This is a genomic window from Frondihabitans sucicola, assembly GCF_030296615.1.
In the GTDB taxonomy this organism is placed as follows: domain Bacteria; phylum Actinomycetota; class Actinomycetes; order Actinomycetales; family Microbacteriaceae; genus Frondihabitans; species Frondihabitans sucicola.
Genome location: NZ_AP027732.1, coordinates 1,267,015 through 1,291,277, shown reverse-complemented (window position 1 = coordinate 1,291,277; position 24,263 = coordinate 1,267,015). Strand labels below are relative to the sequence as shown.

At 68.6% G+C, this 24,263-nt stretch carries 18 protein-coding genes and 3 pseudogenes; 7 read left to right on the top strand and 14 right to left on the bottom strand.

From position 1 onward, the window contains the following. Positions 1-2: 2 nt before the first annotated feature. Together QUE79_RS06810 and QUE79_RS06805 are read right to left on the bottom strand one after the other, a co-directional pair. The gene (locus QUE79_RS06810; RefSeq protein WP_286346008.1) at positions 3-1,400 is read right to left on the bottom strand and encodes an extracellular solute-binding protein; all 1,398 of its coding nucleotides are present in this window, start codon (positions 1,398-1,400) and stop codon (positions 3-5) included. Between the two features lie 162 nt (positions 1,401-1,562). After that, on the bottom strand, positions 1,563-2,804 hold the full coding sequence (locus QUE79_RS06805) for an ROK family transcriptional regulator (RefSeq protein ID WP_286346007.1): 1,242 nt from the start codon (positions 2,802-2,804) through the stop codon (positions 1,563-1,565). Positions 2,805-2,949: 145 nt separating this feature from the next. Between QUE79_RS06805 and QUE79_RS06800 the strand changes: the two genes are divergently transcribed. After that, positions 2,950-3,429 carry a GNAT family N-acetyltransferase gene (locus tag QUE79_RS06800; RefSeq protein WP_286346006.1) on the top strand — a complete coding sequence of 160 codons (480 nt, stop codon included), beginning with the start codon at positions 2,950-2,952 and terminating at the stop codon, positions 3,427-3,429. Then, entirely contained in the window at positions 3,416-3,790 is a 375-nt protein-coding gene (locus tag QUE79_RS06795; RefSeq protein ID WP_286346005.1) for an MGMT family protein, read from the top strand. The genes QUE79_RS06800 and QUE79_RS06795 overlap by 14 nt, the downstream gene beginning before the upstream one ends. Positions 3,791-3,869: 79 nt before the next feature. Here the strand turns inward: QUE79_RS06795 and QUE79_RS06790 are convergent, their stop codons facing one another. The 7 genes and pseudogenes from QUE79_RS06790 to sucC form a co-directional block, all read right to left on the bottom strand. Then, entirely contained in the window at positions 3,870-5,690 is a 1,821-nt protein-coding gene (locus tag QUE79_RS06790; RefSeq protein WP_286346004.1) for an ABC transporter ATP-binding protein, read from the bottom strand. Then, entirely contained in the window at positions 5,687-7,525 is a 1,839-nt protein-coding gene (locus tag QUE79_RS06785) for an ABC transporter ATP-binding protein (protein ID WP_286346003.1), read from the bottom strand. Before QUE79_RS06785 ends, QUE79_RS06790 begins: the two co-directional genes overlap by 4 nt. A gap of 399 nt (positions 7,526-7,924) precedes the next feature. Beyond that, positions 7,925-9,558: pseudogene (gene purH, locus QUE79_RS06780) on the bottom strand (bifunctional phosphoribosylaminoimidazolecarboxamide formyltransferase/IMP cyclohydrolase). Next, on the bottom strand, positions 9,555-10,148 hold the full coding sequence (gene purN / locus QUE79_RS06775; protein ID WP_286346002.1) for a phosphoribosylglycinamide formyltransferase: 594 nt from the start codon (positions 10,146-10,148) through the stop codon (positions 9,555-9,557). The pseudogene purH and the gene purN overlap by 4 nt, the downstream one beginning before the upstream one ends. A gap of 481 nt (positions 10,149-10,629) precedes the next feature. Continuing rightward, a pseudogene (locus QUE79_RS06770) lies at positions 10,630-11,808 on the bottom strand (cell division protein PerM); the annotation flags it as partial. Between the two features lie 97 nt (positions 11,809-11,905). Continuing rightward, positions 11,906-12,799 (bottom strand): succinate--CoA ligase subunit alpha, encoded by an 894-nt coding sequence (sucD, locus tag QUE79_RS06765; protein WP_286346001.1) that lies wholly within the window; start codon positions 12,797-12,799, stop codon positions 11,906-11,908. Positions 12,800-12,813: 14 nt separating this feature from the next. Beyond that, positions 12,814-13,975: pseudogene (gene sucC, locus QUE79_RS06760) on the bottom strand (ADP-forming succinate--CoA ligase subunit beta). Between the two features lie 229 nt (positions 13,976-14,204). On the opposite strand from sucC, the gene QUE79_RS06755 reads away from it, so the two are divergent. From QUE79_RS06755 to QUE79_RS06745, 3 genes are all read left to right on the top strand, one after another. After that, positions 14,205-14,615 carry an ester cyclase gene (locus tag QUE79_RS06755; RefSeq protein WP_286346000.1) on the top strand — a complete coding sequence of 137 codons (411 nt, stop codon included), beginning with the start codon at positions 14,205-14,207 and terminating at the stop codon, positions 14,613-14,615. A gap of 2 nt (positions 14,616-14,617) precedes the next feature. Next, positions 14,618-14,824 carry a hypothetical protein gene (locus QUE79_RS06750; RefSeq protein WP_286345999.1) on the top strand — a complete coding sequence of 69 codons (207 nt, stop codon included), beginning with the start codon at positions 14,618-14,620 and terminating at the stop codon, positions 14,822-14,824. Positions 14,825-14,924: 100 nt separating this feature from the next. Then, the gene (locus QUE79_RS06745) at positions 14,925-16,481 is read left to right on the top strand and encodes a thioester domain-containing protein (RefSeq protein WP_286345998.1); all 1,557 of its coding nucleotides are present in this window, start codon (positions 14,925-14,927) and stop codon (positions 16,479-16,481) included. Between the two features lie 61 nt (positions 16,482-16,542). On the opposite strand, the gene QUE79_RS06740 is transcribed toward QUE79_RS06745, so the two are convergent. The 3 genes from QUE79_RS06740 to QUE79_RS06730 all read right to left on the bottom strand — a co-directional run bounded on the left by QUE79_RS06740 (position 16,543) and on the right by QUE79_RS06730 (position 20,594). Continuing rightward, on the bottom strand, positions 16,543-16,749 hold the full coding sequence (locus tag QUE79_RS06740) for a hypothetical protein (RefSeq protein ID WP_286345997.1): 207 nt from the start codon (positions 16,747-16,749) through the stop codon (positions 16,543-16,545). A 298-nt stretch (positions 16,750-17,047) separates the two neighbouring features. Further along, positions 17,048-19,516 (bottom strand): ATP-dependent helicase, encoded by a 2,469-nt coding sequence (locus tag QUE79_RS06735; RefSeq protein WP_286345996.1) that lies wholly within the window; start codon positions 19,514-19,516, stop codon positions 17,048-17,050. A gap of 46 nt (positions 19,517-19,562) precedes the next feature. Then, positions 19,563-20,594, bottom strand: a complete 1,032-nt coding sequence (locus tag QUE79_RS06730; protein WP_286345995.1) for a glycerophosphodiester phosphodiesterase family protein — start codon at positions 20,592-20,594, stop codon at positions 19,563-19,565. A 182-nt stretch (positions 20,595-20,776) separates the two neighbouring features. Here QUE79_RS06730 and QUE79_RS06725 point away from each other — a divergent pair, with 182 nt between their 5' ends. Next, on the top strand, positions 20,777-21,619 hold the full coding sequence (locus tag QUE79_RS06725; protein ID WP_286345994.1) for a Bax inhibitor-1/YccA family protein: 843 nt from the start codon (positions 20,777-20,779) through the stop codon (positions 21,617-21,619). A 271-nt stretch (positions 21,620-21,890) separates the two neighbouring features. Further along, a complete protein-coding gene (locus tag QUE79_RS06720; RefSeq protein ID WP_286345993.1) occupies positions 21,891-22,124 on the top strand; it encodes a hypothetical protein in 234 nt (77 codons plus the stop codon). Between the two features lie 102 nt (positions 22,125-22,226). Here the strand turns inward: QUE79_RS06720 and guaA are convergent, their stop codons facing one another. Together guaA and QUE79_RS06710 are read right to left on the bottom strand one after the other, a co-directional pair. Continuing rightward, positions 22,227-23,810, bottom strand: coding sequence for a glutamine-hydrolyzing GMP synthase (gene guaA / locus QUE79_RS06715; RefSeq protein ID WP_286345992.1), 1,584 nt, complete (start codon positions 23,808-23,810; stop codon positions 22,227-22,229). Continuing rightward, the gene (locus tag QUE79_RS06710; protein WP_286345991.1) at positions 23,807-24,250 is read right to left on the bottom strand and encodes a DUF3817 domain-containing protein; all 444 of its coding nucleotides are present in this window, start codon (positions 24,248-24,250) and stop codon (positions 23,807-23,809) included. The genes guaA and QUE79_RS06710 overlap by 4 nt, the downstream gene beginning before the upstream one ends. Positions 24,251-24,263 lie beyond the last annotated feature (13 nt).

Here is a 24,263-nt window from a genome sequence, read left to right as displayed (position 1 = left end):
ACCTACTTCTTGGTGATGGACTTGGCGCCGACAATTCCGGCCAGGGCGGTGTCGTAGGCGGCAGCCGCTTCCTTCGGCGACTGCTGCCCCGTCATGACCGACTCCATCGCCACGGTGATCTGGTTGGAGATCTGGCTGTAGTCGGTCGTCGCGGGCCGGAAGTGCGTGTCTTTCACGAGCGAGGAGAAGAACTTCGACGTGGGGTTGGAGTTGACGTAGGCCGGGTCGGTGGCGACGTCGCTGCGAACCGCGATCTGGCTGGCGGCGATGTCGTACGACTGCGACCCCTTCTTGTTGAGCGCCTGCGCGATGAAGTCGAACGCCTTCTGCGGGTTCTTCGTCTTCGAACCGACCGCGAGGGTCCAGCCACCGGACATGCTGTTGACCCCTGGGGCCTGGCCGTCCTGGGTCGGCATCGCGGCCACGCCCATCACTTTGCTCCACTGGGGCCACGGGTTGCTGCCGGTGGAGAGCCACGAGCCGCTGACCCACGAGCCGTCGAGGTCGATGGCGAGCTTGCTCTTCGGCAGCCAATCGCCGGTCACCACGGTGGCCGCGTTGGTGTCGAGCGCCTGCTCGGGTGTCGGGCCGAGGTTGCCCTGGTAGACGTCTTTGATGAAGCCCAGCGAGTCGGTGAAGTTCTTCGAGCCGGAGACCCACTTCTTGGAGGAGGCGTCGTACAGGGTGCCCTTCGGAGTGCCGTACAGCAGCATTTCGAAGCCCTGCATCGTGGACCCCTCACCCTGCGGCTTGCCGGAGTAGACGTTCAGCGGCACGACGCCGGGGAGCTTCGACTTGACCGTCTTGGCTGCCGCGAGCACGTCGTCCCAGGTCTTGGGCTGCCACGGAACGGGCAGGCCCGCTTTGGCGAAGAGATCCTTGTTGTACCAGAGGGCGCGCGTGTCAGTGCCCATCGGGATGCCGTAGGTCTTGCCGTCGATGCCGACGCCGGCCTCTTTGGCGTTGTCGTAGAACTTGCTCCAGTCGGCCCACTTCTTCGTGTACGAGTCGAGGGGCAGCAGGTAGCCGGCGGCCGCGTCGGCCTTCACCTTGAACGTGTCTTCGTAGATGACGTCGGGAGCCGTCGCCGGAGCGCGCTCCATCAGGGCGAGCTTCGTGTAGTAGTCGTCGTTCTGGGCGGCGATCGGCTCGAGCTTGATCGTGATGCCGGGGTTGGCCTTCTCGAAGGTCTTCTTGACGGCCTTGAGGTGGTCGTCGAGCTGGGTGAAGTTGCCGAACTTCTCGTACGCCACCTTGATGGTGTTGCTACTGCTTCCGCCGGCGCCGCTGCACCCCGTGGCCATCAGGGCGGTCGCCATGACTCCGGCGGTGATACCGAGTACTCGAGTGGCCAGACGTCGACGCGAGTGCGACGGACTGGTGATGCTGCTGCGTTTCATGGTGCTCCTTTGCTCCACAAGGGGGCCTCCGTGCTGGATGATCACCAGCCCGTCGCGGCCCTGCCCGGCTGCTCTGCCGGACCGCTGTCCCATTAACTAAAACGTAGTGAGTAACTCGTTGTCAAGCCCCTGCTCCGCCGTGATCGGCTCGACACGCTCCGGTCAGACCGAGATGAGCATCGCCGACGGGCGCGGCGAGAAAGCGTGGTCGAGCACCAGCACCGCTGCGCCCACCGCGGCGACGTCCTCACCGACGGCCGACCGCTCGAACCGCAGGCCGTGCTTGGGGATGAGAGCCTCCGACGACTCGACGGCGAACGGCAGCACCTCGAGGATCGCACCGCTGATCTCTTCCCAGAACGGGCCGCCGAAGACGATCTCGTCGAGGTCGAGCAGGTTGACGATCACCACGATCGCGCGGGCGAGGTGACGGCCCGCGTCGTGGAGGATCTTCGTCGCGGCGGGGTCTCCCGATCCTGCCAGCTCGGCCAGCCGATGAAGGGAGCTGACGATCGACGCGAGGTCGAGGAGGTCGTCTTCGGTCGCCGGAGGAAGCGGCAGCAGCCCGGCTTCGACCGCCTGACGGACCAGCGATCGCGGTGTGATGAGGTCGCCGACGCAGCCGCGACGACCGCAGATGCACACGCGGCCGCCGGCGTCGACGGTGATGTGCCCGGCGTCCCCGGCGTTCGAGCTGGCCCCTCTGACCGCTTCGCGGTTGATCACCAGCCCGGTGCCGAAGCCGGTCCCGTAGTAGACGAAGGCGAAGTTCGCCCGGCCGTTCCGACTCGAGAACCAGAGTTCGGCGACAGCCGCCGCCGTGACGTCCTTTTCGAGCAGCACGGGGAGTCCGGTCGCCTCACTGAGCGCGGCACGCAGAGGGACGTCCTGCCAGCGCGGCAGCATGGGCGGGTCGAGGACGATCCCGGCGTCCGCGTCGATCGGCCCGGGTGACGCGATGCCGACGCCGAGCACCAGTGAGCGATCGACGCCGGAGTCGTCGATGAGGTGGTCGATCGAGCGTGCCATCAGGTCGACGACCTGGTCGGGCTGCGATGCCGACGGCGTCCGGGTGCGGGAATGCGACACGATCGATCCGCGCAGGTCCAGGACCACGTAGGTGATGACGGCGGGGTCGATGTGGACGCCCACCGCGTAGCTCCCTCGCGATTCGAGCTGCAGGATCGTGCGCGGCTTGCCCGGTCCGTTGACGATCTTGCCGGTCTCGATCACGAGACCGGCGTCGAGCAGCCGACGGGAGACGTTCCCGATCGTCTGCGCGCTGAGGCCCGTTCTCTCGGCGAGCTCGACCCGGCTGAGGCCGTCTTCGGCCCTCCGGATGGCGTCGAGGACCACCGCCTGGTTGTACCCGCCGATGGCGGGCAGGTTGGTGCCGGTGCGCATGCCGCCCCCTTCGCCGTCAGGTGTCGTCCAGATGCACCCTAGCGGCACGATCTCCAGTTCGCGTTCGCCGGGAGCCTCGCCGCAGTTGTCCACAGGTTCGCCACGACAGTGCCGCGCGGGTGCAGCGCGCGCTACCCTGAACCACATGAACGACCTGCGCCTCGAAGAGCTCTCGGCCACCACCATCGTGGCCGCAAACTCCCTCACCCTCAAGCCGGGCCAGGAGCAATACGTCGAGCCGGTGTCGCATTCGATCGCCCAGGCGTACGTCAATCCCGTGAGCGCGTGGCCTCGAGTAGTGCTCCAGGGCGACGAGGTCGTCGGCTTCATCATGGGCAATTTCGACGCCGAGAACGACCACGAAGATCTCCGCAGCGCCATCCTCCGAATCAACGTCTCCGCCGATGCGCAGGGCCAGGGCGTCGGGCGCTTCGCGGTCCACGCTCTGGCCGCGGAGGCGCGCAGCCGAGGCTTCGAGAAGCTCACCGTCGCCTACGAGCCCGGCGAGGGCGGCCCCGAGGCGTTCTTCAAGCGGATCGGGTTCGAGGTCATCGGCGAGACCCAGTACGGCGAGCATCTCGCCGCGCTCACCATCAGCCCCGCCACCACCGGTGACGGCGAGTAGCGAGCCGGCCGAGGAGACCGAGCCGCCCGAGGCGACCGAGCCAGCCGAGCCTCACCCCGCCGGCGACGACTGGTTCTCGCTGGTCATCGGAGTCGTCGAGTCCATCCCCGCGGGTCGGGTCATGACCTACGGCGGGGTGGCGGCGGCCATCGGGTCACGATCGTCGCGAGGTGTCGGCAAGGTCATGGCGCACGCCGGTTCCGAGCTGCCCTGGTGGCGCGTGATCCGCGCTTCCGGCCACCCGCCCGAGAACCACGCGCAGAGGGCGCTCGAGATGTACCGCGTCGAGGGCACGCCGCTCGCGTGGTCACGGGCCGGCACCTGGCGCGTCGACCTGACGCGAGCCACCTGGTCGGGGTGATCGCACCCCAGACCGAAACAGCTCCCGCCACCGGTGACATCCGGTCGCGGGAGCTGTTCTCGGTTCGGCCGCCTGCGGGCTACACCAGCGAGTCGCGCCAGGCCGCGTGCAGCTGAGCGAAGCGACCGGTGCCCGAGATCAGGTCGTCGGGGCTCCCGTCTTCGACGACGCGGCCGTACTCCATCACGAGCACCCGGTCGGCGATCGCCACGGTCGACAGCCGGTGCGCGATGATCAGCGCGGTCCGGTCGGCGAGCAGCGTCTGAAGCGCCTCCTGGACGAGCCGCTCCGACGGGATGTCGAGCGACGCCGTGGCCTCGTCGAGGATGAGCACCGCCGGGTCGGCGATGAACGCCCGCGCGAACGAGAGCAGCTGGCGCTGACCCGCAGAAACCCGCCCACCGCGCTTGTTCACGTCGGTGTCGTAGCCGTCGGGCAACGCCATGATGAACTCGTGCGCGCCGACCGCCCGCGAGGCCCGCTCGATTTCGTCCCGCGTGGCATCCGGTTTTCCGAGAGCGATGTTGTCCGCCACGGTCCCCGAGAACAGGTAGGCCTCCTGGGTCACCATGACGATCGCGCGTCGAAGGTCTTTCGGGTGCAGGTCACGCAGGTCGACACCGTCGAGCCGGATGCTGCCGCGCGTCGGATCGTAGAACCGCGCGATGAGCTTCGCGAGGGTCGACTTGCCGGCGCCGGTCGATCCGACGAGCGCGATCGTCTGGCCGGACGGCACGTGCAGATCGAACTCCGGCAGGACGACGGCGTCGCTGTTGTACGCGAACTCGACGTCGTCGAAGTCGATCGAGCCGCGCGCGTGCCAGAGATCGGTCGGGCGCACGGGATCCGGGACGCTCGGTTCTTCTTCGAGCACACCCGAGATCTTCTCGAGCGCCGCCGACGCCGACTGGTAGCCGTTGTAGAACACGGCCAGCTCTTCGGCGGGATCGAAGAACCGTTTGGCGTACAGGGCGACCGCGAGCAGCGCGCCGATCTCCATCGAGCCTCCGACGACGCGGAAACCGCCGAACAGCACGACGGCCGCAAGAGTCGCGTTCCCGATCATCACGAGGGCGGGATCGAAGGTCCCGAACAGCTGGAAGACCTTGGAGTTGGCGGCGCGGTAGTCCTCCACATAACCGCCGTACTCCTTCTCGTTCCGCTTCTCCTTGCGGAAAGCCTGCACCGCGCGCATGCCGGTCATCGTCTCGACGAAGTGCACGATCACGCGAGCGCTCGTCACCCTGGTCGCACGGAACAGCTTCGCCGACCGCACCTGGAACCAGCGCGTGAGGACGAACAGCGGGATGAGCGCGACACCCAGCACGAGGCCGGAGGGTGCGTCGAGGCTCACCAGCGCGATCGCCGTGAAGATCATGTAGAGCAGCCCCTGCACGAGCTGGTTGATCCCGGAGTCGAACAGCTCTCGGATGGAGTCGAGGTCGCTCGTCTGCCGCGAGATGATCCTGCCCGAGGTGTAGCTCTCGTGGAACTCGAGGCTCAACCGCTGCGTGTGGAGGAAGAGCCGCTTGCGCAGGTCGAACAGCACGCTCTGGCTCACCCGCGCGAACAGCACGGTGTACTGGGCCATCAGGACGGCGCCGACGATCCCCGTCACCAGGTACAGCACGACGATGACGATCGTGGGCAGCCAGTCGTTCCGTTTCACGAGCGCGGGAAGTGCGTTGTCGATGCCGTAGGCGATGAGCGTCGGCCCGGCGACCTGCGCGGCGGTCGACACCACGACGATGATCGCCGTGATGACGAGCCGCACGCGGAGGGGCGCGAGGAGCGAGGCGAGCAGGATCCGCGAGCGCTCTCGCAGCCTCCGGCTCTCTTCGCGGGTGAAGTTCTCGCGTTCCTCGCCGCGGACGCCCTGGGTTGTCGATGCGGTGCTCACGCGAGCACCTCCTCTCGGGTGTTCTGATCGTCGTCGTCGAGCGACGAGATCACGTAGCGGTAGTGATCGTTGGTGGCGATCAGGTCGGAGTGGCGACCGACCGCGGTGACGCGGCCGTTCTCGAGCAGCGCGACCCGGTCGGCCAGGTTGACCGTCGAGGGCCGGTGAGCGACGATCAGTGAGGTGGTCGACGCCAGCACTCGGCGCAGGCCGGCCTCGACTCGCGCCTCGGTGTCGACGTCGAGCGCCGACAGCGGGTCGTCGAGCACCAGGACGGACGGCCGCGCCGCTATAGCCCTGGCCAGGGCGAGACGTTGACGCTGTCCGCCCGAGAGGCTGAGTCCCTCTTCACCGACCGTCGTGTCGACGCCCTCCGGCAGGTGGTCGACGAAGTCGGCCTGGGCGATCTCGAGAGCCTCGCGCATCACGCGTTCGGCTTCGTCCCCCGACAGGTCGGGGCGACCGAGCAGGACGTTGTCGCGCACGGTGGTGCTGAACAACGTCGCGTCTTCGAAGGCCATGCCGATGTGCCTCCTCAGCTCTTCTCGAGTCAGGTCGCGGACGTCGACGCCGTCGAGCAGCACCTCGCCGCCCGTGACGTCGTAGAGCCGCGGGACGAGCGCGAGCAGCGTCGTCTTTCCGGAGCCGGTGAGGCCGACCAGAGCCATGGTCTCGCCGGGCTCGAGCACGAGGTCGACACCGTCGACGAGGTCGGGGAACTGGGCCGCGGAATCCTGGTACCGGAAGTGCGTGTCGCGGAACTCGAGGCGACCGTGAGGCTCGGTGATCGTCTTGGGGTGCTCGGGGTCGGTGACGGTGTTGACGCTGTCGGTGACCTCGAAGAAGCGGTCCACGGCGGTGCGGGTGTCGAACGTCATCGAGAGCAGGAAGCCGATCGACTCGACCGGGAACCGCAGCACGGTGGCGGTGGAGAAGAACGCGAAGAGCGCACCGACGCTCAGGTGGTCGGAGGCGGCGAGCCAGATGCCCGCGAGCAGGCAGAAGGCGAACGCGACATCCGGCACCAGGAGCAGCCAGAACCACAGCCCGGCGACGGCCTGCGACTTCTCGATCTCGGTTCCGCGAAGGTCTTCGGCGCGCTTCGCGAAGTCGCGCAACGAGTGCTTCCCCCGGCCGAAGGCCTTGAGCACGCGGATGCCGTGCACCGATTCCTCGACGCTCGTCGCGAGGTCGCCGACCTGGTCCTGGCTGCGTCGGGCGATCGTCGAATAGCGCTTCTCGAAGCGCAGGCCGACGATCCAGATCGGGATCGACGCGACCAGGAAGATGGCGCCGAGCACCCAGCTGTAGAAGAACAGCACGACGAAGCCGATCGCGATGGTGACGAAGTTCACGACCAGCAGCACGATCCCGAACGCGAGCCACCGCCTGATCAGGCTGAGGTCGCTGACCGACCGGCTGAGTAGCTGGCCGCTCTGCCAGCGGTCGTGGAACGCGACCGGCAGGTCTTGGAGCTTCGCGTACAGTCCGTTGCGCATGGTCGCCTCGACGTACGTGCTCGGGGTGAGCACGAGCCAACGCCGAGCCATGATCATCACGGCTTCGATCGCGCCGAGCGCGAGCAGGATCACGAAGGCGGGCCAGATCTGCCGGTCGTCGTGGCTCGCCAACGGCCCGTCGACGAGCGATTGGAGCACGAACGGAATCACGAGCGCGACGACGGACGCGAGGAGCGCGGCGACCATGCCGAGCACGATGCGGGGCAGCGCCGGCTTGATGTAGGGGTAGAGCCGCATCAGCGTGCGGAAGGTCGAGAGTCTCTCGCCGGCGCCCTTCTGAGGCGTGTCGACGGGTGACGGGGGATGCTGAGGCATGGAGATATCCAGTCGTCGTGGAGCGGGGTCGACGGATCGACCCGAAACAGTGGTTGTGCGTCGCCGACCGACGAAACGGACGGCGGACGGGGTGCAGGCGGCGGCTGCCGCGGGATGATTCCCTGAGGCGCGCTCGGGCGCGGCTCTGCGTGGGGTGTTCTGGTGCGGCGGGTGCCTCTAGTCGGCGATTCGCGGGGACGCGAAGAGGGCACCCTCGAGGACGGCTGTGGTCTCGACCGTGGTCTGGGTTGTCTTCTTCATCATGTCCTCCCGAGGCATTCGCAGTGTGTGTGATCTCCTCGACCGACAAGCGGCCGGCTGCATGCAGCCTTACAGAATACGATGCCCTCGCTCGCGATTACAAGAGCGAATGCACGACTGCGCAGAACCCGTCCGAAATCAGTGGAAGAAGTGCCGTTCGCCCGTGAGGTACATCGTGACTCCGGCGGCCTTCGCCGCTGCGATGACCTCATCGTCGCGGATCGACCCGCCGGGCTGCACGACGGCTCGCACGCCGGCGGAGAGAAGGACTTCGAGGCCGTCGGCGAACGGGAAGAACGCGTCGGAGGCGGCAACGGAGCCCGAGGCCCGCTCTCCGGCCCGGTCGACGGCGAGGTGGCACGAGTCGACGCGGTTGACCTGGCCCATTCCGACGCCGACGGACGCCCCCGCGTCGGCCAGCAGGATCGCATTCGACTTGACCGCGCGGGCCGCGACCCAGGCGAACTCGAGATCGGCGCGCGTCTGGACGTCGGCTTCGTCTCCGGCGACGAGTGTCCAGCCCGCCGACGAGAAGCCGGTGAACCGGTCGCTGTCTTGCAGAAGCACACCGCCCGAGATCTGCTTGATCTCCTGGTCGGCGAGCGCGAAGCCGACCGGGAGCCTGAGCAGGCGGATGTTCTTCTTGGACTGCAGGATCGCGAGCGCCTCGGGTTCGAAGTCGGGGGCCACGACCACCTCGGTGAAGATGTCCTTCACCGTCTCGGCCATCGCTCGCGTGACCGTGCGGTTGGCCGCGATCACTCCGCCGTACGCCGAGACCGGGTCGCAGGCGTGCGCGCGAGCGTGCGCGTCGGCGATCGGATCGTCTTCGAGCAGCCCCCGACGGCGATGCCGCACGGGTTGGCGTGCTTGATGATCGCGACGGCGGGGTCAGCGAAGTCGTACGCCGCGCGCACGGCCGCGTCGGCGTCGACGTAGTTGTTGTACGACATCTCTTTGCCGTGCAGCTGCTCGGCCTGCGCGATGCCGTGGGCACCCGGCTGCGCGTAGATCGCAGCGCGCTGGTGCGAGTTCTCGCCATAGCGGAGCGTGTGCTGGAGGGCGGCGGTGACGGTGAGGGTCTGCTCGAAGGGGGCCTCGTGATCCTGCGCCTTCTCGGTGGCCTCGTGCTCGGCCCGAACGCCGACGTGTCCGGCGAAGTAGGCGGCGACCGCGGTGTCGTAGGAGGCCGTGTGCGCGAACGCCTCGCCGGCGAGACGCTGCCGCTGAGCGAGCGTCGTGCCGCCGAGCGTGAGCGCCTTGACGATCTGCGGGTACGAGGCGGGCGAGACGGCGATGGCGACGTTCGCGTGGTTCTTGGCCGCAGCGCGGACGAGCGCAGGGCCTCCGATATCGATGTTCTCGATGACGGTGGGCGCCTCGGCGCCCGAGGCCACCGTCTCGACGAACGGATAGAGGTTGACGACGACGAGCTCGAACGGCTCGATGTCGAGGTCGCGCAGCTGGTCTTCGTGCGACTCGAGTCGGAGATCGGCGAGCACACCGGCGTGGATGGCGGGGTGGAGCGTCTTCACGCGACCGTCGAGCGACTCCGGGAAACCGGTCACGGCGCTCACATCGGTCACGGCGAATCCGGCGTCGCGGATCGTCTGCGCGGTCGACCCCGTCGACACGATCTCGACGCCCGCGCCGGCCAGGGCTGTCGCGAGCTCGATGAGCCCGGTCTTGTCGCTCACCGAGAGGAGGGCGCGCCGGATCTGGACGGCGTCGCGGTCGCGATACAGGCTGGGGTCGATGGCGTGGCCGCTCATGCGGGGGTCTTCTCCGTAAGGTCGAGTGTTCCGTTGGCAATGTCGAGGATGCTCTGCACGAGCAGGCGGCGTTCGACGACCTTGATTCGGTCGTGCAGCGCCGATTCGGTGTCGCCTGCGAGCACGGGAATGCGCTCCTGGGCGAGGATCGGGCCGGAGTCGACGCCGTTGTCGACGACGATCACGCTCGCCCCCGTCTGGGAGGCGCCGGCGGCCAGGGCATCGCGCACACCGTGCGCGCCCGGGAACTCGGGAAGGTACGCCGGGTGCGTGTTGATGAGATTCGGGCTGAGAGCGGCCACGAATCGCGGAGGCAGGAGACGCATGAAACCGCTCAGCACGACCAGGTCGGCGCCCCACTGCTGCACCTGCGAGAGGAGCTCGGCGCCCCAGGCGTCACGGTCGGAGAAACTCGTGAACGGCACCGAGAACGTGGGGATGCCATAGGCCTCCGCGTGCTCGAACCCGTCGGCCTCGCGGTCGGCGCCGATGGCCACCACGCGAGCGGGGTACTCCGCGTCTTGCGCGGCCTCGAGGAGGGCTCGAAGGTTCGAGCCTCCGCCGGAGATGAGCACGACGAGCTTCAGCACTCGGCAAGCCTACCGTGCGGCCGCCGGCGCTCCGGCGGGTCGGGACGGGCCCTGCGCGACGGTTCTGACGCGCCCACCGTACCGAGTGCTCAGCGCGTGAAGCCGTCGAGCCGTTCGGTCTCGACGGCGTCGGGGTCGCCGGGCTGCCCGGCGTTCCTCGGGACGGCGACCGGGGTTTCGCACCGCGGCCGTCGAGCACCTCGTCGAGACGGGGCAGGACGTCGGTCGCCCGCGCGTCGTCGGACGCAGGATCACGGTCGCTCCCGTTCGGCACCGATCTCGCCGACGACGGCTCGTTCGACGGCTCGGTCGACGGCCGCTCGTTCGGCCGCTCGTCCGACGGCTTGTTCGAGGGCGACGACGTCGACGCCCCGTTCCGGCCGACCGCCACACCGTCGCCGCGGCTCGACAGACGGTCTCCGACCGCAGAGGTGAGATCACCCAGCGAGACGTCGGGCTGCCGGACGACGAGCGCCAGGATCGCCGGGACCGCGACTTCGAGAGCCGCGAACGCTCCGACGACGAGACCGTTCGGCCCCACCGAGGCGAGACGCCCTGGCCCCGCCGAACCGGCGGAGAAGCCCGCGACGATGCCCAGCGCGAGGCCGGCCACGACGCCGGTGGCGGCGCCGGCGACGATGCGCACGACCAGGGTGTCGTCGCTGCCGAGCTGACGCTCGATGCTCGCGCGGAACAGGGTGACGACCACGAAGGTCGCCACGACGGGCACGAGGATGCCGACGAATCCGAACGCGAGCTCGCTGGTCGGGAGAGCGCCGAGGAACGGGACCGCCGGCATCGGCCCGATCGTCGTGCCGAGCGGGGACACCGAGGATCCGGTGCCGAGTGCGAAGCCCGGCCCCACGAACCAGGAGGTCGCCCAGGCGATCGCATTGGGGATCAGCGCGATCTGGCCGAGGGTCAGCGCCAGGCCCCCGAGGCCGCCGGCGTGGGCGCCCTCGTAGAGCGTGATGATCTGCGCGTAGTGCGTCAGCAGCAGAAGCCCGACAGCGAGACCGGCCACCGCGAAGACGACGACCGCGATGCCGAGGCCGGCGCGAACCGCCACGGCGACGACGGCCCGCCCGACGACGGGAATGCGATCGATGGCAGCCAGGATCGCCCCGGTGACGGGATCGGGATCGGCCCCTCGTCGACGCCGGTTGACCTCGGCCGCGACCAGCAGCGGAACGGCGAACACCAGCGTCGGAAGCACGATGCCCTGGACCGGCGCCGGCTCGGCACCGGGCTGGCGCGCGGAGACGCTGACGAGCGCCGAGAAGACCGCGAAGGTCGCGATCGCCGAGACGCTGCCGATGGCGCGGTGGCGAGTCTCGGCGATCCGGCGCCCCGACCGCGCCCCGAGCAGCACCGTGGCGACGGCGAAGCCCAGCGCCGCGATCGTGAGGACGATGGGGGCGCCGGCCCCCGTGATGCCGGTCGCCGCGGCGGCCGACTTCGACAGCGTCAGGGTGAGGTCGACACCGTGCCCGACGAGCCAGACGTCGGCACCCGCCCGCCAGAACTCGAGCCAGTCGACCTGCAGGCCGTATTGGAACGCCCAGAGGAAGGTGAGGGCGACGACGGGGATGCCCACGCCGATGCCCACGACGAGGAGGGACTCGAGCGCGGCGAAGACGACGGTGACAGGGCGATTCATACGGCCATGACTGTACCTGCGGCCACCGACGCCGAAGGGCCGCCCCGCCGAGGCGGAGCGGCCCTTCAGGCTGTCTTTTCAGACGGGACCGAAAGTCTCAGGACGACAGACCGGCGTAGACCTCACGGAGCAGAGCGGCGGTCTCGGACGGCGTCTTGCCGACCTTGACGCCGGCCGCCTCGAGAGCCTCTTTCTTCGCCTGAGCGGTGCCCGCTGATCCTGACACGATCGCGCCCGCGTGACCCATCGTCTTTCCCTCGGGCGCCGTGAAGCCGGCCACGTAGCCGACGACCGGCTTGGTGACGTTCGCTTTGATGAAGTCGGCCGCGCGCTCCTCGGCGTCTCCGCCGATCTCGCCGATCATGACGATCGCCTTCGTCTCGGGGTCGGCCTCGAACGCCTTCAGAGCGTCGATGTGCGTGGTGCCGATGACGGGGTCGCCACCGATGCCGATCGCCGTCGAGAATCCGAGGTCGCGCAGCTCGAACATCATCTGGTAGGTCAGCGTGCCCGACTTCGAGACGAGACCGATCGGCCCCTTGCCGGTGATGTTGTTCGGCGTGATGCCGACCAGGGACTCGCCGGGGGTGATGATGCCGGGGCAGTTCGGGCCGATGATGCGGGTGGCGCCGCCCTTCGACTTGGCCAGGGCCCAGAACTCGGCAGCGTCTTGCGCCGGGATGCCCTCGGTGATGACCACGACGAGGGGGATGCCGGCCTCGATGGCCTCGACGACGGCGTCTTTGGCGAAGGCCGGCGGCACGAAGACGATCGACACGTCGGCGCCCGTCTCGGCGATGGCCTCGCTGACCGCGCCGAAGACCGGGAGAGTGACGTCGCCGTGCGTGACCGTGGTGCCGGCCTTGCGCGCGTTGACGCCGCCGACGACCTGCGTACCGGCTTTCAGCATGAGCGCCGTGTGCTTGGAGCCTTCGCCGCCGGTGATGCCCTGGACGATGACCTTGTTGTCTTTGTTGAGGAAGATCGACATTGTTCTTGAAGCCCTTACTTCGAAGCCAGCTCGGCGGCCTTGTCGGCCGCTTCGTCCATGGTCGGTACGACGGTCACGAGGGTGGTCGGCCTCGGCCAGGATGCGACGCCCCTCCTCGACGTTGTTGCCGTCGAGGCGCACCACGAGCGGCTTGGTCGCGGCGTCGCCCAGGATCCCGAGGGCGGCGACGATTCCGTTGGCGACGGCATCGCAGGCGGTGATGCCACCGAAGACGTTGACGAACACGCTCTTGACCTGAGCGTCGCCCAGGATCACGTCGAGGCCGTTCGCCATCACCTCGGCGCTCGCCCCGCCTCCGATGTCGAGGAAGTTGGCCGGCTTCACACCGTTGTACTTCTCACCGGCGTAGGCGACGACGTCGAGAGTCGACATGACGAGCCCGGCGCCGTTGCCGATGATGCCGACTTCTCCGTCGAGCTTCACGTAATTCAGACCGGCGGCCTTGGCCTTCGCCTCGAGCGGATCGGCGGCCTCGGCGTCTTCGAGCTCGGCGTGGTTCGGGTGACGGAAGTCGGCGTTCTCGTCGATGGAGACCTTGCCGTCGAGGGCGACGATGTCGCCCTGCTCGGTGAGGACCAGCGGGTTCACCTCGACCAGCGAGGCGTCTTCGCCCTTGTAGACGTCGTAGAGCTTGACGAGAACGGGAGCGACCTTCTCGATCAGGTCGTCGGGGAAGCCGCCGGCTTCGGCGATAGCCTTGGCCTTCTCGAGGTCGATGCCGGTCAACGGGTCGACCTCGACACGAGCGAGTGCCTCGGGACGCTCGACGGCGAGCTCTTCGATCTCCATGCCGCCCTCGACGCTGCAGAGGGAGAGGTACGAGCGGTTGGCTCGGTCGAGGAGGACCGAGAAGTAGAACTCCTGCTTGATCTGGGCGCCGCCGGCGACCATGACCCGCTTGACGGTGTGGCCCTTGATGTCGAGCCCCAGGATGGCCTCGGCGGCCGTCTGCGCGTCGTCGGGCGTCTTGGCGACCTTGACGCCGCCGGCCTTGCCGCGGCCGCCGACCTTGACCTGCGCCTTGACGACGGTCACCCCGCCGATCTTCTCCGCCGCGGCTCTGACCTCGCCCGGGGTGTCGGCAATGATGCCCGGCAGGACGGGGACGCCATAGGCCTCGAAGAGGTCTCTGGCCTGGTACTCGAAAAGATCCACGCTGTTCTTCCAATCCGCATCGCTGCGTCATCACCGAGGGGTCGACTCCGAGGATGCCCGACCCCGTTCGCACTCGCCTCGAGCTCTCTTGATATCGAGACATCGGGCCGTGAACAGCCTAGCGCTTCGAGCCTTCTCGAAGCTGCGCGCGGTCCTGCCCCCGGCTCCTGCGCGGTCCTGTCCCCCGGCACCTGCGTGCTCGGTCGAAGCCCCGGAGTAGAACGGCGACATGTCCAAAGAGCAGAACCTCACAACCCAGGAAAAGATCGGCGAGATCATCACCGCGCGCGACGTGTCTCGGCTCGGGGAAGGTTTCCACAGGGACGTCGTCGATCACGACCCGGTGCCCGGCGCCTCGGCCGGCCTCGCCGGGATCCAGGAATTCTGGTCCTCGTTCTTCGAAGCCTTCCCGGACCTGGACCTCCAGGTCGAGACCCTCGTCGCCGACGACACCCAGGTCGCCGCCGTGTTCACCGTGTCCGGAACGCACACCGGCCCGTTCCAGGGCCACGAGCCCACCGGCAAGAGCTTCTCGGTGCGCGGCATCCAGGTCGGCCGCTTCGATGACGACGGACTCCTCGTGGAGCGCTGGGGAGCGACCGACCAGGCGACGCTGATGCAGCAGCTCGGGCTGGCGTGACGATGAGCGACACGAGCACCCCCTTCAGCGACGACGACGCCGAGACCCGCTTCGAGGAGTCGGAGCAGATCGCCACGAACGACGCCGTCGCCGGCGAGACGGTCGAGCCGGGAGTCGGCGAGGGGAACGATGGCCCGACCGGCGGCTCCCCTCACGAGGGAGAGCCGTACGAGGCTCCGAACGACCTCGAGGGCGACGAGATCGACTGATCTGCACCCGTTCTCCCCAGGAGACAGACCGCGGGAAGCTGTCCACAGGCGCGCTCCGGCGGCCGACGCGAGAGCTTCGTGATCCTGCAGGGTCGTGGCCATGTTCACACGACTTCGGATACACGGATCACCACTCACCCCGCGGCATCGGCCGCGAGTTGCTGCCATCGGCCTCGCGCTCGTCCTCGTCTTCGGAGGTCTGCTCGCTCTCCTCCAGCCGTTGCCCGCGCACGGCCTCGCCTCGAGCAGTCACGGCGTCGGCCATCTCTGGAAGGGCGACAACTTCTCCTGGATCGGCAGCTACCGAATGGACGACGGTCGGCTCGGCTTCTGCCTCGAGGCGGGGCGGCCCTCGCCCATCGGCAACGACTACTCCACGAGTCTGACCACGCAGGTCGCCGGCACCACGCCGGAGGAGACGGCCCGCCTGGCCTGGATCGCTCGGACCTACGCGGCCACGACCTCCAGAGACGATGCCGCCGCCGCGCAGCTGGCCGTCTGGACCATCACCGGGCTCAACGGGCACACACAGGAGTACTACGCGGCTCGGGCGAACGAGCGGGCGGCGTTCGTCCTGCAGCGCGCCAAGGCGATCCTGGCGGACGCCGACACCAAGGCGACGATGACGGCGAGCGCTCGGATGACCCTTCAGCTCGATGAGCGCGGCACCGCGCGGATCACCGGCGACATCCTCACCACGGCGCCCGGAGGCTCGCCGACGGTGCTGCCGAGCGGTCAGCACGCCGGGTCGACGAAGCTCGTCGGGGCCACGCTTCCCGACGGGAAGACGAGCGGCTCGGTCAAGAACGGCGAGCCGGTCGCGATCACGCCCGACACGTCGAAGCCCGAGATGCAGGTCCGCGCCGACGTCACCTTCACCGATCTGCCGTTCGGCCGCGAGGTCTACGTCGGCACGAGCCCCTCCCGCTCGCAGGGCTTGCTGTTCTCGGCCGGCGGGAGGGCGACCGTGACCGCGCACGACACCAAGAAGGCCCTCTCGCCGCGACCGTTCCAGCCTCGCGTCGAGACGCAGACGAGTGCCGCGCAAGCGAAGCCGGGCGCCCTCCTGGTCGACCGACTCGAAGTGAGCGTGGCGCAGGGGCCCGGGCTGCTGCCCGAGTGGGGACGGTATCGATCGGGTGAATCGCTGGCCCCGATCCCGGTCACGGTCACGAGCCGGCTGCTCGGTCCCTTCGTAGACCCGATCGCCCCGGCGCCCGCTTGGCCCGACGAACCCCCGACGGTCTGCACGGTCTCGACCGTTTTCGCGAGCGGCCCGGCGAAGGCGACGACCCCGCCCTGCCGCGTACCGGCCCCCGGCTACTACGTCTGGGTCGAGACCATCGACCCCGCAGACACCCCGAGCGACAAGGGCCGAGACAGGGTCCGGCCGTGGAAGTCGCCGTTCGGCACGGCGAGCGAGGTCACCTTCAGCCCGAAGAGCATCGCGGTGCAGACCCGGGTCCGCGACGAGCAACTCGACGCAGGATCCTGCGCGGTCGACGAGCTCGACGTGTCCGGTTTCTCGCAGATCGCCGAGGGCGAACACCCGGAGGTCGACGTCGAGTCGCTGCTGCTCGGTCCCTTCGCCGAACCGGTTTCCGACGGTCGCGACCTCTCGGACATCGACTCCTCCCCCTCGCCGGCACGGCGGTGACGACGGTCGCGGCGGACGGTGACTACGACACGCCGTGCATCCGCGTGAGGGAAGCGGGGCACTACGTGTTCGTGTTCCGGTCTGACGGGTCCGAGCGCGATTCGGCCGGCCACCAGCTCATCCCGGCCTTCGCCGATTTCACCGCGCACGCACCCGAGATGTTCCGAGTCGTCGAGCCGGTGAAGCCGACGCCGCCCGTCACGCCGGAGGCCAGCGTTCCGCCGGCCCCTCGGCCGTCGAAGTCCGCCCCGCCGGCGCTCGCGTTCACAGGCAGTGACGGGACACCGGGGCTGATCGCCCTGGGTGGCGGCGTCGTCTCCTCGGAGTGCTGGCGCTGGCCGGCCGAGCGGCGCTCCGACGCCGACGCGGCCTCGGCGCCGAGACGGACCCGCTGGGCGACGCGAGCCCGGATCGCCCGGCGCAGAGCTAGAGCGTTCGAGAGCGCAGCCGGTGCCGATCTCGGTGCCGGCTGCGCTCGCGCGCCGCGCCCTCGCGCGGCGCCGCGCCCTCGCGCGGCGCCGCGTCCACCTCGCCCGCGCCGCGGCGACCGACTAGAGGACGGCCGACTAGAGCTTGTCGATGGGAGCGACCTTGATCAGGAGCTTCTTCCGACCGGCGGTGTCGAACTGGACCTCGGCGATGCGCCGAGCCCCGACGCCGGTGACTGCGATCACGCGGCCCTCACCGAAGTCGAGGTGCGAGATGCGGTCGCCTGCGTCGAGTTCGAGGTCGCCGTTGTCGCGGACGGTGCCCGTGACGCGGTTGGTCCACTCGGTCTTCGGCTTCGTCTTCGCCGCAGCCGTGGCTCGGTCGTAGCTGCCGCCCCCGTAGCCACCGCCGGAGCGCGTGCGCCCTGCGAAGCCGCCGCTGTCGCCGCCGAACCCGCCGTCGCGGCGCGCGTTCAGAGCGCGGGGCTGGGTGCCTCCCCGACTGTTGGCCATGCCGGGCGATTGCTTCCAGTCGATCAGCTCGACCGGGATCTCTTGAAGGTAGCGAGACGGCATCGCCACATTGACCTCGCCGAACTGCGCCCTCGTCATTGCGAGCGACAGGAACAGCTTCTGCCTGGCCCGAGTGATTCCGACGTAGAACAGCCGCCGCTCTTCGGCCGGGCCACCCGGCTCGGAGGCCGACATGCGGTGCGGGAGGAGGTCTTCTTCGACGCCGGTCAAGAACACGGCCTCGTACTCGAGCCCCTTGGCGGTGTGAAGGGTCATCAGCGACACCGTGCCGCTGGTGTCGTCGAGATCGTCGGCCGCGGCGACGAGCGTGACCTCGGTCAAGAAGTCGAGGAGCACGCCGTCGGGGTTGTTCTTCTGGAACTCTTTCGTGACGGCCACGAGCTCGTCGATGTTCTCGGCGCGGGCTTCGTCTTGCGGGTCGCGCGAGGCGCGGAGGGCCGTGACGAGACCGCTTCCTTCGAGCAGCGCCGTGAGGATGTCGCTCACGGGCGCCGTCGCGGCCGTGGCCGACACCTCGTCGAGAAGCTTCGCCAGGCCGGTGATCGCCCCGGTCACCTTCGGGCCCAGCCCGAGCTCGGCGGCGCTGCGCATCGCGTCGCGAAGCGTGACCTCGTTCTGGTCGGCGTAGCGCTGCAGGGCCGTCTCGGTGGCGGGCCCGATGCCGCGCTTGGGGGTGTTCATCACGCGGCGCAGCGCCATCGGGTCGGCGGGATTCGCCACCGCGATGAGGTACGCCATGGCGTCTTTGATCTCGGCGCGCTCGTAGAACTTCGTGCCGCCCAGCACGCGGTACGGAATCGCCGACCGGATGAAGATCTCTTCGAGAGCACGAGTCTGCGAGTTGGTCCGGTAGAACACGGCGATGTCTTTGTACGCCGTGCCCGCCTCGTGGAGCGTGGCGATCTCGTCGGCGACGAACTGAGCCTCGTCGTGCCCGGTGTAACCGGTGAAGCCGATGATCTTCTCGCCGGCACCGACCGTCGTGAAGAGATTCTTCGCCTGGCGATCGAAGTTGTTCGCGATCACGGCGTTGGCGGCGTCGAGGATGTTCTGGGTCGAGCGGTAGTTCTGTTCGAGGAGGATCACCTTGGAATTCGGAAAATCGTGCTCGAATTCGGTGATGTTGCGGATGTCCGCCCCGCGGAAGGCGTAGATCGACTGGTCGGAGTCGCCGACGACCGTGAGCGAGGCACCGGGGATCCTGCCGCTTCCGTCTTTGAGGCTGGTGACGAACTGGCCACCGCGCTCGAGATCGTCGACCAGCTCGGGGTCGATCGGTCGGGTGAGCTCGCGGATCAAGGCGTACTGCGCGTGGTTGGTGTCTTGGTACTCGTCGACCAGGATGTGCCGGAACCGCCGCTGGTAGACCGCCGCGACGTGCGGAAAGGCGCGGAACAGGTAGACGGTCTGCGCGATGAGATCGTCGAAGTCGAACGCGTTGGCACGCTGAAGCTCTCGCGTGTACTGGCGGAAGATCTCGAGGAACATGACCTCTTGCGGGTCGCCCATGTTGATCTGCCGGGAGTAGCTCTCGACGTCGCTGAGCTCGTTCTTCAGCTTCGAGATCTTGCCCGAGGCCTGGCTGACCGTGAAGCCGAGCGAATCGGCGTCGAGTTCTTTGAGGATGCGCTTGAGCAGGGCCCGGGAGTCGGCGGAGTCGTAGATGGTGAAGCTCTTCGTGAATCCGAACTGCTCGGCCTCTCGCCGCAGGATGCGGACGCAGGCGGAGTGGAAGGTCGAGATCCACATGCCCTCGGACGACTGCCCGATCAGCTGTGCCACGCGCTCGCGCATCTCGGCCGCGGCCTTGTTGGTGAACGTGATGGCCAGGATCTGGCTGGGCCAGGCCTCGCGCGAGTCGATCAGCCCTGCGATGCGGCGCGTGAGCACGCTGGTCTTGCCGGAGCCCGCGCCCGCGACGATGAGCAGCGATGGACCTCGGTACTCGACCGCCTCTTTCTGCTGAGGATTGAGCCCGGCGGTCAGGCGCGCGCCGAAACCGGCACCGCCCGGGCCAGGCGCGGAGGCGCCGGGGCCGTTGTTCGGTTCGGAGGGCTCGAGCACGATCGTCATGGTCGTACCAGCTTAAGCGCGCGCACCGACATCGCCGGCCCCGGGATCACAGGGCAGCAGGTTCCTCCGCGAGCGCGACCCGCACGAGCTCCGGATAGTCCGCGAAGACGCCGTCGACCCCCGTGCCGACGAGGCGGGCGAGCTCGGTCTGCCAGTGGCCGAAGTCGGCCTTGTGGGAACTGCTCCGGAGCGCCTTGCTGACGAAGGAGTTCTCGGGGCGGACCGTCCAGGTGAAGACGTCGAGGCCGAGTGCGTGGCCACGAGCGACGAGCGCAGGATCCGCGACCCCGGCCGCGTCGATCAGCATCTTCTTGTCGAGGCTGATGCCGTCGATCCTGGCGCCGTCGGCTCCCGACGCCAGCTCGGCGAGGGCTGCCGGTTCGAGCTGCTCGAGGTACTGGGGCGCGGCCGAGCCCGACCGCGCGACGAGGTCGGCGGCCGCCCCGCTCGACTCGAGGAGGTAGACCGAGCGTCCCGTCACGCCGCGAGCTCGCAGCTTGCCCAGCACGGTCCGCTCGAAGCTCTCGACCGTCAGGCGCGGATCGGTCGCCCAGCCCGAGGCCGTCAGCTCGGCTGCCACGAGCTCGTCGAGGGGAAGGCCGATCGACTCGAAGTAGGTGGCGTGCTTGATCTCGGCGACCAGGCCGACGCCCGCTCCGCCGCGGGCGCTTCGAACGTCGTCCGCGTCGAGGAGGTCGAGGAGGTCGCCCAGTCTCTGGATCCTGCCCTCGCCGTCGTGCGCCGCCGAAGCGGGTCTCAGCTTCGGCAGGCGCTCGCGGATCCGCAGTGTCGACAGCTCCGCCCAGGTGAAGTCTTCGGTGAACCAACCGGTGACAGCGGCACCGTCGACCTCTTTCGTGGTGCGGCGGTCGGCGAACTCGGTGTGGTCGGCCACGTCGGTGGTACCCGAGATCTCGTTCTCGTGGCGGAGGACGAGGACGCCGTCGAGCGTCGCGACGATGTCGGGCTCGATGGCGTCGGCGCCGAGTTCGACGGCGAGCCGGTAGGCGTCCGCCCCGTGTTCGGGGCGGTGCCCGGAGGCTCCGCGATGGGCGATGACGATCGGGGCTCGGCTCACCCCTTCACGCTAGCGCCCTCGGCCCCTGCTGCAGCAACTGCAAACCTGCAGGTCGCGCAGTTATGCTTTCGGCGAATCCCGCCTCTCATCAGGCAAATTCTCAGTGGCGAGACCTCGAGCCTCGCGTAAGCTGTGAGGCCACAACAGTTGTGCCTCACCAGCACGGATCCTCGGAGGACCCAATGGCTCACTCGAATCCCGGCTTCAGTCAGTCGCCGGCTTTTTCGAACAACAGCAACGACCTCGTCAAGTGGCAGAACGCCCAGGCCGCCGCCCGCCAGCCCGTCGTCAACGGCGGCATGACGGCCGAGCAGCTGCAGGCGATGTACAACCAGCCCAGCGCATCGCCGGTCGACACCGACCGGATGACCTACGAAGACACCATCGCCAAAACCGTCGGCGCCTTCGCCGTGTTGCTCGTCGGTGCGGCTGTCGGGTGGTTCGTTCCGGCGCTCGCCATCGTCGGTGGCATCGTGGGCTTCGTCCTGGCGTTGGTCAACATCTTCAAGAAGCGCCCGTCCGGCGCTCTTGTCCTGGCCTACGCCGGCTTCGAGGGGCTGCTTGTCGGCGGTCTGTCCAGCTACTTCGAAGCGGCCTACGACGGGATCGTCGTTCAGGCCGTTCTGGGCACACTCGGGGTTTTCGGCGTGACTCTCGCTCTCTTCGCGTCGGGCAAGGTACGAGCGTCCAAGCGCGCGACGCAGATCTTCCTCGTCGCGATGTTCGGCTACCTGGCGTTCTCCTTGATCAGCTTCGCATTGCAGATCTTCGGCGTGACCAAGGGTCAGTTCGGGCTCCGCAGCATCGAGTTCCTGGGTATTCCCCTGGGGTTCTGGATCGGCATCGTCGTCGTCGTCCTGGCGGCGTACTCCCTTGTTCTCGACTTCACGCAGATCAAGGTCGGCGTCGACCGCGGTGCCCCGCGGATCTTCGGATGGCAGGCGGCTTTCGGGCTGGTCGTCACGATCGTGTGGCTGTACACCGAGATCCTGCGCATGCTGGCCATCCTGCGCGGAAACAACTAGCGACTTCTGTCGCAAGAGCGGGCCGTCCTTCGGGGCGGCCCGCTCTTTGCGTGACAGGCGGCGGCCCTCCATGAGATGGCCGGTTCTGTCGCCCGCATGTCTGCGACCCGACAGATGGGGTCATCTCACGCACACCCGGTCCCGCCGCGTCCCCGCCTCGCCGACGCTCCGGGCGCCACCGAGACCCACGGCACGACTGGCCGACCGGCCGACCACCCGACCGGCCGCTCGCCCGCTAACCACACGTCTCCGCCCCGAGTTGGATGGCACCATGACGGCTCACACCTTCGCTCTGCTGTGGGGGCCCTTCGCGATCCTGTTCGGCGCGTTTTTCATCGTCTTCCGCCGGACCGTCTCGAACGCCGCCCGCGCGCGGCGCGAGCGACAGGGGATCCGCGTCGGCCCGAACACGCAGCCGCCGCTCCTGATGGCGCTCGCTGGCGGCTTCTTCATGGTGGTCGGGGTCGTCGCGCTGATTGCCGCGCTCACGGGCGCCATCCGCTAGGGCAGGATCGGCGCCGGTGTCGCGACAACAGGAAAATCCCGTGATGTGGGCCCGGTGAGGGCCGAAATCACGGGATTCTCGTGAGTCGTGGGGGCGGCGGGGCTACTCCCACTCGATGGTGCCCGGCGGCTTCGACGTCACGTCGAGCACGACGCGGTTGACGCCGGCGACCTCGTTGGTGATGCGGTTGGAGATCCGGGCCAGGACGTCGTAGGGCAGGCGGGTCCAGTCGGCGGTCATCGCGTCTTCGGAGGAGACGGGGCGCAGCACGATCGGGTGACCGTAGGTGCGGCCGTCGCCCTGGACGCCGACCGAGCGGACGTCGGCGAGCAGGACCACGGGGCACTGCCAGATCTCACCGTCGAGGCCGGCAGCGGTCAGCTCGGTGCGCGCGATCTTGTCGGCCGCGCGGAGGAGCTCGAGGCGCTCGAAGGTGACCTCGCCGACGATGCGGATACCGAGGCCCGGGCCGGGGAACGGCTGGCGTCCGACGATGACCTCGGGCAGCCCGAGCTCGCGGCCGATGGCACGGACCTCGTCTTTGAACAAGGCACGCAGCGGCTCGACCAGTTCGAACTGCAGGTCTTCGGGAAGTCCGCCGACGTTGTGGTGGCTCTTGATGTTCGCGGTGCCCGTGCCACCGCCCGACTCGACGACGTCGGGGTAGAGGGTGCCCTGCACGAGGAACTTGACCGCCTCGCCCGAACCCGACGCGTCGGCCTCCAGCACGAGAGCCGTCGCGGCCTCTTCGAACGAGCGGATGAACTCGCGGCCGATGATCTTGCGCTTCTGCTCGGGGTCGGTGACTCCGGCCAGAGCGTCGAGGAACTGCTTCTCGGCGTCGATCGTGACGAGCCGGATGCCCGTGGCTGCGACGTAGTCTTTCTCGACCTGCGCCCGCTCGTCGGCGCGCAGGAGGCCGTGGTCAACGAAGATGCAGGTGAGCTGGTCGCCGACGGCCTCGTGCACGATGGCCGCAGCGACGGCGGAGTCGACGCCGCCGGAGAGGCCGCAGATGACGCGACCGGCGCCGACCTGCTCCTGGATGCGGGCCACCTGCTCGGCGATGACGCTGCCGCTGTTCCAGTCGGCGGGGATGCCCGCCGCGCGGTGGAGGAAGTTCTCGAGAACGGCCTGGCCGTACGCGGTGTGCTTGACCTCGGGGTGCCACTGCACGCCGTACAGCCGCCGAGCGTCGGAGGCGAAGGCGGCGACCGGAGTCGACGCGCTCGACGCGAGCACCTCGAAGCCCTCCGGAGCCTTCGACACGGAGTCGCCGTGGCTCATCCAGGTCGTCTGCTCTGCGGGCTGTCCGCCGAGCAGGGTGGAATCGGTCGCGGTGAGGACGACATCGGTCGCCCCGTACTCGCGCAGGCCGGTCTGGGCGACCTCGCCGCCGAGGGCGACAGCCATCGCCTGGAAGCCGTAGCAGATTCCCAGGACAGGGACCTCGAGGTCGAGAATCGCAGGATCGAGGGACGGCGCGCCCGCCTCGTACACGCTCGAGGGGCCACCGCTCAGCACGATGCCGACGGGGTTCTTCGCGGCGACCTCGGCCGCGGTGATCGTGTGGGGCACGATCTCGGAGTACACGTTGGCCTCGCGCACGCGCCGGGCGATCAGCTGGGCGTACTGCGCGCCGAAGTCGACGACGAGGACGGGCTGCTGCGTGGTCTCGTCGCTCATGCGGTGGCCGTCTGGGCCACGGCACGCTCGGCCTGGAGGGTCTCGTACTGGGACAGGGCGATCTTGGCCATGTGGCTCTCCACGAAGAAGGACAGGAAGGGGATGACACCGCCGAGAGCGATCAGTACGAACCGCGAGAACGGCCAGCGCATGATGCTCCAGAGGCGGAAGTCGACGAACAGGTAGACGACGTAGAGCCACCCGTGGACGATCAGGATGGTGAGCGAGAGGTCGATGGCCGGGCTGCGGATGGTGCCGGCGGGGACGAAGAGCCCGCGCGAGTCGCCGAGGGCGAGTTCGGTGTGCAGACCCGTGTACTTCAGGATCATCTCCATGCAGAGCAGGAGGAGCATCACGCCCGTGACGTAGGCGGAGATCTTGTACAGGCGCACGGCCCCCGGAATCTTGGGGATGTTGCGCGGCCGGGGCTTCAGGGGCATGGGGGCCAGTCTA

Bases quoted from the DNA above. Each gene is read 5' to 3' on its own strand.
- QUE79_RS06725 (WP_286345994.1), top strand. From the start codon at position 20,777: ATGGCTCACTCGAATCCCGGCTTCAGTCAGTCGCCGGCTTTTTCGAAC.
- QUE79_RS06805 (WP_286346007.1), bottom strand. From the start codon at position 2,804: ATGCGCACCGGCACCAACCTGCCCGCCATCGGCGGGTACAACCAGGCG.
- guaA (WP_286345992.1), bottom strand. From the start codon at position 23,810: ATGAGCGACGAGACCACGCAGCAGCCCGTCCTCGTCGTCGACTTCGGC.
- QUE79_RS06745 (WP_286345998.1), top strand. From the start codon at position 14,925: ATGTTCACACGACTTCGGATACACGGATCACCACTCACCCCGCGGCAT.
- sucD (WP_286346001.1), bottom strand. From the start codon at position 12,799: ATGTCGATCTTCCTCAACAAAGACAACAAGGTCATCGTCCAGGGCATC.
- QUE79_RS06735 (WP_286345996.1), bottom strand. From the start codon at position 19,516: ATGACGATCGTGCTCGAGCCCTCCGAACCGAACAACGGCCCCGGCGCC.
- QUE79_RS06750 (WP_286345999.1), top strand. From the start codon at position 14,618: ATGAGCGACACGAGCACCCCCTTCAGCGACGACGACGCCGAGACCCGC.
- QUE79_RS06755 (WP_286346000.1), top strand. From the start codon at position 14,205: ATGTCCAAAGAGCAGAACCTCACAACCCAGGAAAAGATCGGCGAGATC.
- QUE79_RS06810 (WP_286346008.1), bottom strand. From the start codon at position 1,400: ATGAAACGCAGCAGCATCACCAGTCCGTCGCACTCGCGTCGACGTCTG.
- QUE79_RS06720 (WP_286345993.1), top strand. From the start codon at position 21,891: ATGACGGCTCACACCTTCGCTCTGCTGTGGGGGCCCTTCGCGATCCTG.
- QUE79_RS06785 (WP_286346003.1), bottom strand. From the start codon at position 7,525: ATGCCTCAGCATCCCCCGTCACCCGTCGACACGCCTCAGAAGGGCGCC.
- QUE79_RS06710 (WP_286345991.1), bottom strand. From the start codon at position 24,250: ATGCCCCTGAAGCCCCGGCCGCGCAACATCCCCAAGATTCCGGGGGCC.
- QUE79_RS06800 (WP_286346006.1), top strand. From the start codon at position 2,950: ATGAACGACCTGCGCCTCGAAGAGCTCTCGGCCACCACCATCGTGGCC.